This window comes from Microbacterium sp. A84, assembly GCF_051842815.1.
Taxonomy (GTDB): domain Bacteria; phylum Actinomycetota; class Actinomycetes; order Actinomycetales; family Microbacteriaceae; genus Microbacterium.
The window spans coordinates 1,923,159-1,938,179 of the sequence record NZ_JBPXMS010000001.1; the positions used below are offsets into that span (position 1 = coordinate 1,923,159).

General features: G+C 66.3%; 19 protein-coding genes. 12 read left to right on the forward strand and 7 right to left on the reverse strand.

Annotated features, from left to right (window positions below; genetic code table 11):
* Positions 1 to 81 precede the first annotated feature (81 nt).
* Positions 82 to 942: a fumarylacetoacetate hydrolase family protein gene (locus ACSU04_RS09160; protein ID WP_439289181.1), complete on the forward strand. Its 861-nt coding sequence runs from the start codon at positions 82 to 84 to the stop codon at positions 940 to 942.
* Positions 939 to 1,709 carry an SDR family NAD(P)-dependent oxidoreductase gene (locus tag ACSU04_RS09165; protein WP_439289182.1) on the forward strand — a complete coding sequence of 257 codons (771 nt, stop codon included), beginning with the start codon at positions 939 to 941 and terminating at the stop codon, positions 1,707 to 1,709. Before ACSU04_RS09160 ends, ACSU04_RS09165 begins: the two co-directional genes overlap by 4 nt.
* A gap of 56 nt (positions 1,710 to 1,765) precedes the next feature.
* Here ACSU04_RS09165 and ACSU04_RS09170 read toward each other — a convergent pair whose 3' ends face one another.
* Entirely contained in the window at positions 1,766 to 2,644 is an 879-nt protein-coding gene (locus ACSU04_RS09170; protein WP_439289183.1) for an amidohydrolase family protein, read from the reverse strand.
* Between the two features lie 46 nt (positions 2,645 to 2,690).
* Between ACSU04_RS09170 and ACSU04_RS09175 the strand changes: the two genes are divergently transcribed.
* Positions 2,691 to 3,371 carry a FadR/GntR family transcriptional regulator gene (locus tag ACSU04_RS09175; protein WP_439289184.1) on the forward strand — a complete coding sequence of 227 codons (681 nt, stop codon included), beginning with the start codon at positions 2,691 to 2,693 and terminating at the stop codon, positions 3,369 to 3,371.
* 22 nt (positions 3,372 to 3,393) lie between these two features.
* Here the strand turns inward: ACSU04_RS09175 and ACSU04_RS09180 are convergent, their stop codons facing one another.
* Positions 3,394 to 4,065 carry a transaldolase family protein gene (locus tag ACSU04_RS09180; RefSeq protein ID WP_439280205.1) on the reverse strand — a complete coding sequence of 224 codons (672 nt, stop codon included), beginning with the start codon at positions 4,063 to 4,065 and terminating at the stop codon, positions 3,394 to 3,396.
* A 95-nt stretch (positions 4,066 to 4,160) separates the two neighbouring features.
* Between ACSU04_RS09180 and ACSU04_RS09185 the strand changes: the two genes are divergently transcribed.
* Genes ACSU04_RS09185 through ACSU04_RS09210 form a run of 6 tightly spaced genes read left to right on the forward strand, consistent with a single transcriptional unit; the run spans position 4,161 to position 8,358 of the window.
* Complete coding sequence (locus ACSU04_RS09185) at positions 4,161 to 5,135, forward strand: ribokinase (protein ID WP_439289185.1); 975 nt, start codon at positions 4,161 to 4,163, stop codon at positions 5,133 to 5,135.
* Between the two features lie 12 nt (positions 5,136 to 5,147).
* Positions 5,148 to 5,546: a D-ribose pyranase gene (rbsD, locus tag ACSU04_RS09190; RefSeq protein ID WP_439289186.1), complete on the forward strand. Its 399-nt coding sequence runs from the start codon at positions 5,148 to 5,150 to the stop codon at positions 5,544 to 5,546.
* Positions 5,547 to 6,371 (forward strand): GntR family transcriptional regulator, encoded by an 825-nt coding sequence (locus ACSU04_RS09195; RefSeq protein WP_439280202.1) that lies wholly within the window; start codon positions 5,547 to 5,549, stop codon positions 6,369 to 6,371.
* Between the two features lie 46 nt (positions 6,372 to 6,417).
* Positions 6,418 to 6,744: a hypothetical protein gene (locus ACSU04_RS09200; protein ID WP_439289187.1), complete on the forward strand. Its 327-nt coding sequence runs from the start codon at positions 6,418 to 6,420 to the stop codon at positions 6,742 to 6,744.
* Between the two features lie 22 nt (positions 6,745 to 6,766).
* Positions 6,767 to 7,828, forward strand: a complete 1,062-nt coding sequence (locus tag ACSU04_RS09205) for a PLP-dependent cysteine synthase family protein (protein ID WP_439289188.1) — start codon at positions 6,767 to 6,769, stop codon at positions 7,826 to 7,828.
* Between the two features lie 23 nt (positions 7,829 to 7,851).
* Positions 7,852 to 8,358 (forward strand): glycine cleavage system protein R, encoded by a 507-nt coding sequence (locus ACSU04_RS09210; protein ID WP_439289189.1) that lies wholly within the window; start codon positions 7,852 to 7,854, stop codon positions 8,356 to 8,358.
* Between the two features lie 12 nt (positions 8,359 to 8,370).
* On the opposite strand, the gene ACSU04_RS09215 is transcribed toward ACSU04_RS09210, so the two are convergent.
* From ACSU04_RS09215 to rlmN, 3 genes are all read right to left on the reverse strand, one after another.
* Positions 8,371 to 9,384, reverse strand: coding sequence for an aldo/keto reductase family protein (locus ACSU04_RS09215; protein ID WP_439289190.1), 1,014 nt, complete (start codon positions 9,382 to 9,384; stop codon positions 8,371 to 8,373).
* A 43-nt stretch (positions 9,385 to 9,427) separates the two neighbouring features.
* On the reverse strand, positions 9,428 to 9,922 hold the full coding sequence (locus ACSU04_RS09220; protein WP_439289191.1) for a hypothetical protein: 495 nt from the start codon (positions 9,920 to 9,922) through the stop codon (positions 9,428 to 9,430).
* Between the two features lie 66 nt (positions 9,923 to 9,988).
* Entirely contained in the window at positions 9,989 to 11,230 is a 1,242-nt protein-coding gene (rlmN, locus tag ACSU04_RS09225; protein ID WP_439280196.1) for a 23S rRNA (adenine(2503)-C(2))-methyltransferase RlmN, read from the reverse strand.
* Positions 11,231 to 11,390: 160 nt separating this feature from the next.
* Between rlmN and ACSU04_RS09230 the strand changes: the two genes are divergently transcribed.
* The gene (locus ACSU04_RS09230; RefSeq protein ID WP_439289192.1) at positions 11,391 to 12,029 is read left to right on the forward strand and encodes a bifunctional 4-hydroxy-2-oxoglutarate aldolase/2-dehydro-3-deoxy-phosphogluconate aldolase; all 639 of its coding nucleotides are present in this window, start codon (positions 11,391 to 11,393) and stop codon (positions 12,027 to 12,029) included.
* A 10-nt stretch (positions 12,030 to 12,039) separates the two neighbouring features.
* Positions 12,040 to 12,804 carry a sulfite exporter TauE/SafE family protein gene (locus tag ACSU04_RS09235; RefSeq protein WP_439289193.1) on the forward strand — a complete coding sequence of 255 codons (765 nt, stop codon included), beginning with the start codon at positions 12,040 to 12,042 and terminating at the stop codon, positions 12,802 to 12,804.
* 129 nt (positions 12,805 to 12,933) lie between these two features.
* Here ACSU04_RS09235 and ACSU04_RS09240 read toward each other — a convergent pair whose 3' ends face one another.
* Entirely contained in the window at positions 12,934 to 13,767 is an 834-nt protein-coding gene (locus ACSU04_RS09240) for an SDR family oxidoreductase (protein ID WP_439289194.1), read from the reverse strand.
* Between the two features lie 23 nt (positions 13,768 to 13,790).
* Positions 13,791 to 14,552, reverse strand: a complete 762-nt coding sequence (locus tag ACSU04_RS09245; protein ID WP_439280192.1) for an SDR family NAD(P)-dependent oxidoreductase — start codon at positions 14,550 to 14,552, stop codon at positions 13,791 to 13,793.
* Positions 14,553 to 14,612: 60 nt separating this feature from the next.
* Here ACSU04_RS09245 and ACSU04_RS09250 point away from each other — a divergent pair, with 60 nt between their 5' ends.
* Positions 14,613 to 15,008, forward strand: a complete 396-nt coding sequence (locus tag ACSU04_RS09250; RefSeq protein WP_439289195.1) for a DUF488 domain-containing protein — start codon at positions 14,613 to 14,615, stop codon at positions 15,006 to 15,008.
* Positions 15,009 to 15,021: the final 13 nt, after the last annotated feature.

Consider the following 15,021-nt stretch of genomic DNA (forward strand, 5'->3'; position numbering starts at 1 on the left):
CTTGGAGTGTAAACATCGGATGTCTATACTGTCAATCAGACATGCCGCCCGACTGCGGCTCCCCAACGAGGTAGGAGAACCATGAAGTTCGCGCGGCTTGGCGCCCCTGGATCCGAAATTCCCGTCCTGGTTGACGGTGATCGTCACCTCGACCTGCGACCGGTGACATCCGATGTGAACGGGGATTTTCTGTCCGGAGATTTCCGTTCGCGAGTGGCGGCAGCCCTCGCCGCCGGCGAGCTCGAGGAGCTTGAGGGTGCCGAAGATCTGCGCATCGGCGCTCCCATCGCACGGCCCAGCGCCGTCATCTGCATCGGCATGAACTACGCCGCCCACGCGGCCGAATCCGGTTCCGAGCCACCGAAGATTCCGATCATCTTCCTGAAGACACCGAACACAGTGGTCGGACCGAACGACAACGTGACGATTCCCCGAGGTAGCGAGAAGACCGACTGGGAGGTCGAGCTCGGCATTGTGATCGGCAAGCGCGCCGCGTATCTGGACAGCACCGAGGAGTCACTCGATCACGTCGCGGGATTCGTCGTCGCCAACGACGTCTCCGAGCGCGCCTTCCAGATGGACGTTTCTGGGGGGCAGTGGTCGAAGGGCAAGATCGCCGCCGGCTTCAATCCCACCGGCCCCTGGCTGGTCACCCCCGACGAGGTCGATCATCAGAACCTGGGCCTGCGCAGCTTCGTGAACGGCGAATCCCGCCAGGATTCGAACACCCGCGACATGATCTTCTCGATCGAGCACATCGTGCACCACCTTTCGCAGTATGTGACGCTCGAGCCTGGCGACCTCATCCTCACCGGCACGCCGCAGGGCGTGGCACTGTCGGGCAAGTTCCCCTATCTGAAGGCCGGCGACGTGGTCGATATCGAGATCGATGGCCTCGGTCATCAGCGCCAGAACTTCGTGGCATGGGAGGCGCAGAAATGACCGCTCCGCTCGCTCAGGGCTCGGCCCTCGAGGGCCTCGTTGCGATCGTCACCGGCGGTGCATCCGGGATCGGCGACGCGATCGCGAAGCGACTGCACGCCGACGGAGCGCAGATCGCTGTGCTTGACCGTGACCCTTCCGGTGCCGACGAGCGCTTCGCCGCGTTCACCGCTGACGTCTCGGATCGCGCCAGCGTGGATGCTGCGGTCACCGCCGTCGCCGAGAAATTCGGACGCATCGACATCGTCGTGAACAACGCCGGCATCGGCGCGACCGGCGACATCAGCGCGAACGACGATGAGGAGTGGGCGCGGGTGCTCTCGGTGAACGTCACCGGCATCGCCCGCGTGACTTCGGCGGCACTTCCCTGGCTGCGCCAGTCGCCAGCTGCGGCGGTGTGCAACACGGCATCCATCGCTTCCTCTACCGGCTTGCCGCAGCGTGCGCTGTACACCGCATCCAAGGGAGCGGTCTCCGCGCTCACCCGCGCGATGGCTGCCGATCACCTGCGTGAGGGCATCCGGGTCAACGCCGTCAACCCCGGCACCGCAGACACCCCGTGGGTCGGACGCTTGCTCGGCCAGGCGGATGACCCCACCGCCGAGCGCGCGGCGCTCGAGGCGCGTCAGCCGCATGGCCGTCTGGTCAGCCCGGATGAGGTCGCCGCGGCCGTGGCGTACCTGGTCTCCCCGTCCGCCGGGTCGACGACCGGCACCTTCATCGAGGTCGACGGCGGCATGGCGCAGCTGCGCCTGCGCGCGGAGTAGGCGCGGACGCGCGGGACCGCGGGCGCGGGGCTCGGGGCGCGGGGCCGCCGCCCGCGCTACCCGATCCCGTAGAACCGCTCCGCGCCCCGCCAGAGAATCGCGTCGGTGTCGAGATCGCGAGACGCGGCCCAGGATGCCACGGCATCCGTCCACGCGGGGATGGCAGCAGGATCAATGGTCGCTGCATCCCCGGCTGCATGCACCGCCGACACCGGCCAGTCGCTTCCGATCATCAGTCTGTCCGGCCCGAACGCCGCGAGCGCGACGTCGAGGAAGGGCACCATCTGCGCGGCATCCCATGCTCCACCGGCCTCGGCGGGAAGCCCGGAGAGCTTGCAGAACACCTGGGAGTTCGCGGCGAGCGCATGCATCCCATCCGACCACTGCGTCGACGGTGCGACCGGTGCCTCAGCCGTGCCGACCGACGGCTTACCGAGGTGGTCGAGCACGATCCGCAGCTCGGGCAGCTCCGCCGCGAGGGCCGCCACATCACGCAACTGCGCTGTCCCTCGAACGCACGCGTCGAACGTCAGGTCCCGTTCCACGAGTGCAACCGCTCCGGCACGGAACTCGGTCGTCCCGGCGAAACCGGCTGGCTCCCCCTGCAGCAGGTGACGCACGCCGACGACGAGCGGCTTGGCTGCCACGGCATCCAGGTATTCGAGCGTCGCTGCGCCACAATCGAGCCGTGCGCCGGCGACGATTCCCCGCACATTCACCCGTGATGCCAGCGAGGTCACCCACGCGACCTCGTCGAGGTACTGGTCCTCGGCGCTACCGGCCTGCACGAAGACGAAGCCACGTGCGTCACTGAGGCCGCCCACAGCGGCAGCCAACTCGTCCGCATCGAACCGCGCCCGCAGCGGACCGGTGAGCCAGTCATAGTCAAGACGGGCCGGATCCCAGAGGTGCAGGTGTGAGTCGAGAACGCGCATGAGCCCATCCTGCCGCAGACATCCGATGATTGGCTAGAATGACGCTATGGCTGTCACTGACGAGGCGATCGAGAAGATCAAAGCGATGATCGTGTCTGGAGCGCTCTCCCCCGGAGACCGTCTCCCACCCGAGAAGGAACTCGCCGAGCGGCTCGGACTCTCCCGTAATTCCATGCGCGAAGCAGTCAAGGCGCTCGAAGTAATCCGAGTTCTCGATGTACGCCGTGGCGACGGCACCTATGTCACGAGCCTGGAGCCACACCTGCTCCTGGAAGCCATCTCATTCGTCGTCGACATGCACGATGACGACTCGATGCTCGAGATCTTCGCCGTGCGGCGCATGTTGGAATCTCAGGCCACTGGCCTGGCCGCCACGCTCGGCTCGCGCGACGCGATCGACCAATTGCATCAGGAACTCGACAGTGTCGGCGCCGCGGTGACGATCGACGAACTGGTCGAACATGACATCCGCTTCCACCGCGACATCGTCCGAATGGCCGGCAACACCTATCTCGCCAGCCTCATCGAGAACCTCAGCAGTCAGACGGTACGCGCACGAGTGTGGCGCGGTCTCACCGAGCAGGGAGCGGTCGAGCGCACGCTATCGGAGCACCGAGCCATTGCCGAAGCGATCGCCCAGCATGATCCGAGCCTTGCGACGTCCCTCGCCACAGCGCATATCGCCGGCGTCGAACGCTGGCTGCGTCAGGCCGCGGCCGACGCCTGACCCGTCGCGCTTGCCGAGGGGCTCAGGCCCCGATCCGCCCCATTGCGGCTTCGAATTCGGCGGCCGAGCTGTCGCTGACCTCGTGGAACAGCACCTGGTCGAGCACATCCGGTGCGGCAGTGAAGTACGGCACGCCTGCCAGCCGGAGCCTGGTGATGTCATCCGCAGAACGCAGGCTCGCAGCGAGCACATTGGTCGCGCTGCCCGCACACACCGCCTGCATCTCGGGAATCAGCGCATCGCCGTCGACCCCGGCATCGCGCAGACGACCAAGATAGGGCGCGATGTACGTCGCCCCGATGCTCGCCGCGGCGAGCGCCTGTGCCACCGAGTACACGGCCGTGACGAGAACCGTCGCACCGTCGCCGACGAGAGCGGATGCCACGGCGAAGCCATCGGCGGTCGCCGGGACCTTCACCGCCACCCGCTCACCGAGCGCGCGAATCATCGCAGCATTGCGCAGCAGCTCGGAACGGTCAGCACCCCAGGTCTGGAAGAAGATCTCCTTCGCCCCCTCCGACTCCCAACGGGCATAGAGATCGGGGATCTCCCGAGCGGTGCGTCCGCCGCGCTCAAGGATCGTCGGATTGGTGGTCACACCGTGCACGACTCCGGCATCCAGCAGCAGTGAGACCCGCTCGAGATCGGCGCTGTCGACGTACAGGCGTGGGGCGATGGCGGCGACAGCAGACATGGGTTCGGCTCCTTGTGGTCAACCTGTCGTTACAGGTACTGACTCGGCTAATGTAATGACAGGACTCAGCGAAGTCAAAGAAGATCAGGAGCCCCATGACCGCCTCCCCCATCGATGCACGCATCGAGACGGCCACTGACGCACGCACCGGCGTCGTCATCGTCGGCAGCGTCACTGCGGATGTGACCACTTTCTCCCAGCGCCTTCCTGCACGAGGAGAAACCATTCTCGGTGATCAGTTCACGTTGATGCTCGGCGGCAAGGGTGCCAACCAGGCGGTCGCCGCTGGGCGCGCCGGAGCAACGACGAGCTTCGTCGGATGCGTCGGCGACGACCTCTTCCATGACCTCGTCATCGACGGTCTCAGCGAGGCCGGAGTCGACCTCACTCACCTGCGCACAGTCCCCGGCCCCACCGGCATTGCGCACATCCGTGTCGACGCCTCCGCGCAGAACGACATCGTCATGGTGCCGCTCGCCAACGCCGAGCTGAGCACGACGCAGATCGACGCCGCACTCGACGCGCTGGCTGCGACGACCTCGGTGCTACTCACTCAGCTCGAGACACCGTCGGCCCTCACTTTGCACATCACCGCGCGCGGACGCGAGCACGGCATGACCGTGATTCTCGACCCGGCTCCTGCCGCACCCCTGCCCGCAGAGGTGTGGGGCAACATCGACATCGTCACGCCGAACGAGACGGAAGCATCCGTACTCAGCGGCATCGAGGTGAAGGATGCCGCCACCGCCGAGCAGGCCGGTCGCTGGTTCCTCGCCCAGGGCGTCGGCGCAGCGGTCATCACACTCGCCGAACAGGGGTCGTGCGTCGTGACCGCAGACGGCGCCGAGATCGTGCCGCCGCTGCCGGTCGAGGCCGTTGACACCACAGCTGCCGGTGACGCATACGCCGGCTACCTCGGCGCCGCCCTCGCAAACGGCGCCTCACTGACCGACGCTGTGCGCCTGGCCACCGCCGCCGGCGCGCTGACCGTCACCAAGCAGGGCGCATCCCCCAGCCTTCCTCTCCGCCGCGACGTCGATGCTTTCCTGGCATCGCGCACCCCCGCCTGATCAGGAGTTCGCATGCGCAAGACCTCGACCACGATCAACCCCGCCCTCTCCCGCGTCATCAGCGAGACCGGACACACCGACCTCATCGTCGTGACGGACGCCGGGCTTCCGATTCCTCCCGGCTCCGAACGGATCGATCTCGCCTATCGCCCCGGAGCGCCCGCGTTCTTCGACGTGCTCGACACCGTGCTTGCCGAGATGGTCGTCGAAGGCGCGACAGTGGCCGCGGAGATCGCTGAGACGAGTCCAGAGGTGCTCGCGGCTCTTCGTGAACGCCTGCCGGGAATCGAGATCGAACTCGTGCCGCATGTGGAGTTCAAGAAGCGCACCCACACGGCGCGCGCATTCGTACGCTCTGGCGAGCTCACCCCCTACGCCAACGTCATCCTGCACGCGGGGGTGGCGTACTAGATGGCCTCGAACCCGACAGCGGACGACGCGATCGATCGGCACTCCGCCGCTCCGATGTACGACCAACTGCGCCAGCTGATCATCGACAGCATTGCCCGTGACGGCCTCAAGCCCGGCGACCCGCTTCCCGGCGAGCACCGGCTCTGTGAGCGTTACGGAATCTCGCGCACCGTCGTGCGTCAGTCGCTCGCGCAGCTGGAGCATGAAGGACTTGTCGAGCGAGTCAAGGGCAAAGGCACTTTCGTCTCGCGCCCCCGCACGGCCGAATCATTGGTGCACACGCTGATCGGGCTCTACGACGACGTCGAACAGCGTGGCGGTCACGTGCGCAGCGACATCCTGCGCCATGAACGCGAGGATGCTGACGCCGACGTCGCGGAGGCCCTCGAGGTTCCGGTGGGCTCCCCCGTCATCGCTCTCGAGCGCCTCCGGCACGTGGACGGCCAGCCGTGGTCATATTCGACGACGTGGATGCCGGATGCTGTCGGCGCTGTCACGCTCGGCGTGGATCTTTCCGATGCATCCCTCTACCGCGTGCTCGCCGAGCACGGCATCCAGGCAACCGACGGCGTGCGTTCGGCCGAGGCGACGGTCGCGACCCATGACCAGGCCCAACATCTGGACGTCAGCGCAGGGTCGGCGCTACTGCGACTGCGCAGCATCAGCCGGGATGCCACTGGTACTCCGATCGAGTACTTCATCGCGCTGCACCGCGGTGATCGCTCACGCTTCGAATTCCAGCTGCGCCAGGAGCAATCGCAGGCCTCCCTGCTGCACGTCGACGGCCATGGCGGCACATCGCGTGCCGGTACAGTTTCTCTCTGAGGATGTCTCTGAGGATGATGGCGATTGCTCAGAGGGGATGCGGACGATGGTCGACGAGCACGAAGCGACGCCACCTCCTGCGCGCTCAGCGATCGCGTCTTCCGATACGACGGCGACACCGGTGAAGGCGGGTACTCCGATGAATGAGAACAAGAGCGACGATCGGGATGAGGAGCAGCCCGCCCCCAGCGGGCCCCCGCCCGCGCTGATCGATCTCACCGGCCGTGCTGCCCTGACACCTGGCCCGCTGACCAAGCCGTCACCGACTATCCGTCCTCTCACACGCCGCCCCCGCTGGGTCGTCCCGCTCGTGCTGGCACTCGTCATCGTCGCGCTCGCCGGCGGCGCAGTCGCCCTGTACGTGGCACTATGAGCGCGCAGCTACGCTCGAACCCATGACCTCCTGGGCGAGCAACGCCATCGCACTGCTGGAAGCTGACGCCAATCGCAGCGCGGACACGCATCTGCACGTGTTCCCCCTACCGCCCGAGTGGGGAATCGACCTGTATCTGAAGGATGAGTCGGTGCATCCGACCGGATCCCTCAAGCATCGACTTGCCCGATCGCTGCTGTTGTATGGGCTGGTCAACGGACGCATCCACGAGGGGACCACGCTCGTCGAGGCATCCAGTGGATCGACCGCGGTGTCCGAGGCTTACTTCGCGAGGATGCTGGGGCTGCCGTTCATCACCGTCGTGCCGCGGTCGACGAGCCAGGAGAAGATCGATCTGATCGAGTTCTACGGTGGTCGCTGCCACTTCGTGGATCTTGCGCCGGACATGTATCCGGAGGCGGAGCGCCTGGCCGCCGAGTGCGGCGGCCACTACCTCGACCAGTTCTCGTACGCAGAGCGGGCCACCGACTGGCGCGGTAACAACAACATCGCCGAGAGCGTGTTCAGCCAGCTCTCGCGTGAGCGGCATCCGATCCCGAACTGGATCGTGGTCGGTGCAGGCACCGGCGGTACCAGCGCGACGTTCGGACGCTACGTGCGGTACCGCCAGCATCCGACGCGCATCGCCGTTGTCGATCCCGAGGGTTCGGCGTTCTTCGGCGGCTGGAGCACCGGAGCCGCCGACTACACCACCGGCACCCCGAGCCGCATCGAAGGTATTGGTCGGCCGCGCGTCGAGCCATCGTTTGTCCCGGGAGTCATCGATGAGATGCTGCAGATCCCGGATGCGGCATCCATCGCAGCCATCCGCCTGCTGAAGGATCGCACGCTGCACTGGGCCGGTGGCTCGACCGGCACGAACCTCGTCGGAGCGTTCCAACTGATCGCACGAATGCGCGCCGCGGGCGAGCAGGGCAGTGTCGTCACGCTCATCTGTGACGGCGGCGCGCGATACGCGGGCACGTACTACTCGGACGAGTGGGTCGTTGATCAGGGCTGGGACCTCGCGCCGCATCGCGCGCAGATGGATGATTTTCTCGAGACCGGGGTCTGGGACAGCTGAGCCTGCGCGGCTACGCTTCAGACATGACCACTCTGATCCTCACCGTCGCCGGATCCGACCGCCCCGGCCTCGTCGCAGCCGTCGCCGATGTTGTCGATGGGCATGGCGGCAACTGGGAGAACAGCCAGCTCGCCGAACTCGCGGGTGTTTTCGCTGGCGTGATTCAGGTATCCGTCGCCGATGACCGCCAGTCCGATCTTGAGTCCGCGCTGCGCGCCCTCGACGGACTACTCACGATTGCGGTTCACACCGGAGCGGGTGCTCGCACCGCGACCGATCAGCCGATTACGCTGCAGATCCTGGGCAACGACCGCCCTGGCATCGTGCGCGAGGTGTCGGCGGTGCTGCATGCGCACGAGCTCAGCATCCAGGACATGACGACCGAGACGAAGGATGCCGCGATGGCTGGCGGCCGCCTGTTCGAGGCGACGGTGTCGGCAAGGATTCCGGCATCCGCTGATCTTGCGTCGCTGCGCGCCGACCTGGAGCGGCTGACCGCCGAACTCCAGGTCGACATCACACTCGACTGATCCGCGCCGGGCTCAGACCAGGCGGCGCTTCGGCGAGACCGAGTACGTGTCCTCGGCGTTGCTGTTGACCGCGTCGCCCAACGCGACATCGATCGCGGCGAGTGTATCTGCATCGAGAGTGACCCCGGATGCCTTGACGGTGTCAGCGAGCTGCTCGGGGCGGGATGCTCCGAGCAGGGCTGCCGCGACGTTCTTGTTCTGCAGCACCCAGGCGATCGCGAGCTGCGGCATCGTGAGCCCCGCCTGCTCGGCGATGGGCTTGAGCTTCTGCACGGCGGTGAGGATGTCATCGCGCAGGAAGCTCTTGATGAAGTCGGCGCCGCTGTGCGGATCAGTCGCACGCGATCCTTCCGGCACCGGCTGACCGGGCAGGTACTTGCCGCTGAGCACGCCCTGCGCCATCGGCGACCAGACGATCTGTGAGATACCGAGCTCTTCGGATGCCGGCACGACCTTGCCCTCGATCACACGGTGCAGCATCGAATACTGCGGCTGGTTCGAGATGAGCTGCACACCGAGCTGCTTCGCGAGCGCATGCCCTTCGCGCAGCTGCTCCGCGGTCCACTCCGAAACGCCGATGTACAGCGCCTTGCCCTGCCGGACCACGTCGGCGAACGCCTGGAACGTCTCCTCCAGCGGCGTCTCGTAATCGAAGCGGTGTGCCTGGTAGAGGTCGACGTAGTCGGTGCCGAGGCGCGTGAGCGAGCCGTTGATCGACTCGAAGATGTGTTTGCGGCTGAGACCTGTGTCGTTCGCACCCTTGGGTCCGGTGGGGAAATAGACCTTGGTGAAGATCTCCAAGCTCTCGCGGCGCTGGCCCTCCAGCGCCTTGCCGAGGATGACCTCCGCCGCCGTGTTCGCGTAGGTGTCCGCAGTGTCGAACGTGGTGATGCCGGCATCCAGCGCCGCATGCACCGTCTTGACCGCCGCGTCATCTCCAACCTGAGATGCGTGCGTGACCCAGTTGCCGTAGGTGATCTCAGAGACCTTGAGACCACTGTTTCCGAGGAAGCGATAGTTGACCATGGTTCAACGCTAGAGCCTCCGCGGGGGTCGCGGCCGAAGAATGTCAGATTGTCACGGCCACCGGGTGCGGACGAATGGCCGCGCTGATGCCGAGCACGATGCACGCCATACCCGCGAGCGCGCTGACGATGTAGAACGGGGCGACGCCGTACAGTGTGACGCCTCCGGAGACCATAAACGTGTCAGACAGCGACATTCCGGGGCCGAAGGAGGCGATGAAGAATGCCGGCGCACCCATCGTCAGCACCGCAAGAAAGAGCAGCGCCGCGAGCACCGGGCGCCCATGGGTTCGGATGACGAGCACCGCGACGGTGACGGCGATCGCCACACCAATGCCGAGGATGATCAGCACCCCGGCATCTCCCGGGGCTTCACCTGCGGCCGCCATCTCGGCGCGAATCTCATTGAGGGTGTGCCCAGGGACTGCCGCAAGCGGAGTGAACACGATGATCTGCAGGGCGGCGAGAACGGCATACGCGGTGATCGCAAGTGTGCCGATGAGAGCAACCCAGCCGGTCGAGCGTCGTGTCGGATCCATGCTGCGATCCTACGCGCCGCGCATCCGCGTGTCACCGCGCGGTTCCCGCGAGCGGGCGGGGTGGTCTTACATGGCCGCTGCGGCGGCCTCGTCCTCGGTGGTCGCCACAAGCTGGCCGCAGGCCCCGTCGATCTCCTTGCCGCGGGTGTCGCGGAGGGTCGTCGGGACGCCGGCGTCATTGAGTCGACGCACAAACTCGTTCGTCACCTCGCGAGTGGATGCCGTCCACACCGAACCAGGAGTCGGATTCAGCGGAATCGGATTCACGTGCACCCAGCCGCGGCCGCGCTCATTGAGCTTCGTGGCGAGCAGGTCTGCGCGCCACGCGTGGTCATTCATGTCCTTGATGAGCGCGTACTCGATCGAGACGCGACGCCCGGTCTTCTCGTAGTACTCGCGGGCAGCATCCAGAGCCTCGTCGACCTTCCACTTCGAGTTCACCGGAATGAGCTCATCACGCAGGTGGTCATCGGGAGCATGCAACGACAGCGCGAACGTCACCGGAATGCCCTCGTCCGAGAGCTTGCGGATGGCGGGGACCAGTCCGACGGTCGAGATGGTGATGCCGCGGGCACTCATGCCCAGGCCGTTGGGCTGCTCAGCGACCATGACGCGCACAGCATCCATCACTCGCTTGTAGTTGGCGAGCGGCTCACCCATGCCCATGAAGACGATATTGGAGACGCGATCCATGCTGTGATCATCAGCCTTCTTGCCGCCGAGACCGCCTTCGGCAATCAGACGGTTCGCGCGGACGATCTGCTCGATGATCTCCGCCGACGACATGTTGCGGGTCAGCCCTGCCTGGCCGGTGGCGCAGAACGGGCAGTTCATGCCGCAGCCGGCCTGGCTCGACACGCACAGCGTGATGCGGCCGGGGTAGCGCATGAGCACCGACTCGACGAGGGCGCCGTCATGCAGACGCCAGAGGAACTTGATCGTGTCGCCCTTGTCCGTCTTCAGCTGGCGCACCTCGGTGAGCAGCGGAGGCAACATGCCGGCGACGAGCTCTTCGCGCTGCGCGGCGGGCAGATCGGTCATCTCTGCCGGGTCGGACGTGTAGTGCGTGAAGTAGTGGGCAGACAACTGCTTGGCACGGAAGCCAGGCAGGCCCAGCTCTTTGACCTTCTCGACGCGCTCTTCGGGCGTGAGATCGGCGAGGTGCACGGGCGGCTTGCCCCGCTTCGGGCTCGCGAACTGCAGCAGCGGACGCCCTTCGGCATCCTTCTTCTGGGTCCAGCCCTCGGTCCGAGGACGCACCTGCGGTTTGGCGGGACCCGTCGAGCGGATGGCGGAGGACTCAGTCATGTATCCAAGGGTACGCGGTGGCAGGTGGGAAGCGGCTGGGGTGGGCTTCCATAGACTGGCGCGATGGATGTCACCGACACGGGGATCGTCCGACCGAGCTTGTAATTACATGTTTCACTCCGCGAGAATGGGACGCACGTACGCCAATGAAGGAGCCCCCATGACTGACCGTCTCGCCCGCGCCCGCACCACCGGGGTTCTCGCCGTCCTGCGCGCTCCTTCCCCCGAGCTCGCACTCGAAGCCGCCGACGCGATTATCCGCGGCGGGGTCGCCGGGATCGAAGTCACGTATTCCACACCTGACGCCCCGGCCGTCATCCGCGAGCTGATCGCACGGCACGGCAACGCCGCCTACATCGGCGCGGGCACCGTGACCACAGTTGCGCAGGCGACCGCTGCAGCCGACGCCGGCGCCGAGTTCCTCGTCAGCCCCGGCACGCTGCCCGACCTCACGCGTGCAATGCTCGACACCGGCCGCGTCGTGATGACCGGGGCGATGACGCCGACCGAGGTCATGAGCGCGCTCGCGCTCGGGGTTGACCTCGTGAAGATCTTCCCGGCATCCCTCGGCGGGCCGGCCTACCTCGGGGCGTTGCGCGGACCGTTCCCGGACGCTCCACTCATGCCCACTGGCGGCGTATCACCGGACAACCTCGCGGACTGGTTTGCCGCGGGCGCGGTGGCCGTGGGCGCCGGCGGCGACCTCGCAAACTCTGCATCGATCAAGGCGTCACACTGGGCCGACCTCACCCAGCGCGCCGAACGCTTCGCTGCCGCATTCGCCGCTATCAGCGGCTGAGCGGCCCCTTTTGCCTGAGTTGCTGCCGTGGGCCTGGGTCGTTCTGGCCGTCGCCGCGCTGATGATCGGCCTCGCGAAGACCGCGATCCCCGGTGGTGGCATCCTGCCCGTCGCTCTGTTCGCGACCGTGCTTCCGGCGCGTACCTCGACGGCCGCACTGCTGCTCCTGCTGATCGTCGGCGACATGTTCGCGCTGATCGCGTACCGAAGGCACGCGCACTGGCCGACGCTGCTGCGGCTGGCGCCGGCGGTCGTGGTGGGGCTGCTGGCTGGCTTCGCGTTTCTCGCACTCGGAGACGACGCCGTCGTACGCCGCGCGATCGGCGTCATCCTTCTCGGGATGATCACAGTGACGCTGTGGCGGCGTTGGCGACAGAGTCTTCGAGAGCATGGTCGAGTGGATGCCACGCCCGCCTCCGGCGGCGGCATCGTCGCCGCATCCGCCTATGGCTCACTCGCCGGATTCACGACGATGGTGGCGAACGCCGCGGGCCCCGTCATGTCGATGTACTTTCTCGCGATGCGCACGCCGGTGCAGGTGTTCCTCGGCACCTCGGCCTGGTTCTTCGCGATCGTGAACCTGTTCAAGGTGCCGTTCCTCGCCGGCATCGGGCTCTTCGACGGCCCCGTGCTGCTGATGGATGCCGCACTCGTGCCCCTCGTCGTGATCGGAGCCCTACTCGGGATACGACTGGCGCGCCGAATGAAGCAACATGTGTTCGACAAGATCGTGATCGGCCTCACGATCGTCGGCGCCGTGTACCTGCTGTTCTGAACCCGCGCCAGTCCCCTGCCCCGTCTCGAGTCGGGAAACCCAGACGAACTGGTGTGTCGGCGGCGTGCCGTGGCACAACGCGCCGAGACACGCCGAGCGGCGTCTGCGTTTTCCGGCCCGGGGCGGGCGTCAGTCCAGGAAGATGTCGGGGAAAAGGCGGTTATCCGGCGTACCGGGAATCGCGGCGTAGCCGGAGAAGTCGGTCACACCGTCCGCCTCCAGCACGTCTTCCACGATCAGGCTCTGTCCGGTGTACCCGGCTGCCGTCTTGATCAGCACGGCGTAGGCGGCATCCGCATAGATATTCGGCGTGCGGCTCGCAGCCATCACCTTGTCGCCGCCAAGCAGGTTCTGCACGGCGGCCGTCGCGATGGTCGTGCGCGGCCACAGCGTGTTCGCGGCGATTCCGTCCTTCTCGAACTCAGCGGCAAGCCCGAGCGTGACCATGGTCATGCCGAACTTCGCCAGCGAGTAACCGGTGTGCGCTCCGAGCCACTTCGGGGTCGGGTTCAGCGGCGGCGACAACGACAGGATGTGCGGGTTCGCTGACTCCCGCAGCTGCGGGATCGCCGCGCGCGACAGCATGAAGGTGCCGCGCACGTTGACGTCCTGCATGAGGTCGTACTTCTTCGCGCCGAGATCGAGCGAGCGCGACAGATCGATCACACTGGCGTTGTTGATGACGATGTCGATGCCACCGAACTCGCCCTGCGTCTTCATGACGGCCTCAGTGATGTCGTCATCCTCGCGCACATCGCCGACGATCGGCAGCGCGTTCCCACCGGCCGCGCGGATCTGCTCGGCAGCGGTGTGGATCGTGCCTTCGAGCTTCGGATGCGGGGTGTCCGTCTTCGCCAGCATCGCGATGTTCGCGCCATCCGCCGCTGCGCGCAGCGCGATGGCCAAGCCGATGCCGCGACTGCCGCCCGACATCAGGATCGTCTTGCCTGCCAGAGTGCTCATGCTGCTCCTTCGTTGCTCTTCGTTCACTTCGGCGCCATGCGGATGGCGCCGTCGAGGCGGATGGTCTCGCCATTCAGGTAATCGTTGGTGACGATACTCACGGCCAGCGCGGCATACTCATCGGGCCGGCCCAAACGTGCGGGATACGGAACCTGCGCACCGAGCGATGCCTGCGCGGCCTCCGGCAGGCCGGCGAGCATCGGGGTCTCCATGATGCCCGGAGCAATCGTGCAGACCCGGATGCCGTAGCGGGCAAGCTCGCGCGCGATCGGAAGCGTCATGGCGTGCACGCCACCCTTCGACGCCGAATACGCGGGCTGGCCGATCTGCCCGTCGAATGCCGCGACGGATGCCGTGTTGACGATGACGCCGCGGGCGCCGCCATCGAGTGGCTCGTTCTTCGCGATGACGGCGGATGCCTGCGAAGTCACATTGAACGTGCCGACGAGGTTGATGCGGATGACACGCTCGAAGTCGGCGAGCACGGCAGGGTTGCCCTCACGATCGAGCACTTTGGCGGGCGGTGCGATGCCGGCGCAGTTGATGACGATGCGCAGCGGCGCCTGCTCGTTCGCCGCAGCCACGGCTGCCTGCACGTCTTCGACGTTCGTGACGTCGGCGGGCGCGAACGTCCCGCCGAGTTCTACGGCGAGATCGGCACCTGCGGATGACGGCAGATCGAGCAGCGTGACGTGCGCACCGGCAGCCGCGAGAACGCGAGCCGTTGCAAGGCCGAGCCCCGAAGCCCCTCCGGTGATCAGTGCCCCAGATCCCTGGATCTGCATGTGTTCTCCTTCGAACGTTTTGCAACTCAGTCCCAGCATACGCAATCCTCAGTACCACCTATGGCTTATGTGACGGCCGAGGTGTTGGCTGTAGTCATGGAACTGCGTCGCAAGCGAGCCTACGATACCGCCGAGAACGTCGACGGGTTCCGTGTGCTCGTCGATCGACTCTGGCCCCGCGGAGTCTCGAAGGAGCACGCGGCGATCGATCTCTGGGCCAAGGACACCGCGCCCAGCCCTGAGCTGCGGAGAGACTGGCACGCGGCATCCGATGCGGACTGGGGCATCTACGCCGAGCGATACCGTGCAGAGTTGGAGAACGAGACTGCGTCGGCGCTGGAGTCGTTGGCGGTCGAGCTGCGCCAACATCCAATCGTCACGCTCGTGTACGCCGCACACGACGAGCAGCACAACCACGCCGTCGTGTTGGAGGAGTGCCTGCTTCCGTTGCTGTGAACCCACGCGAAAC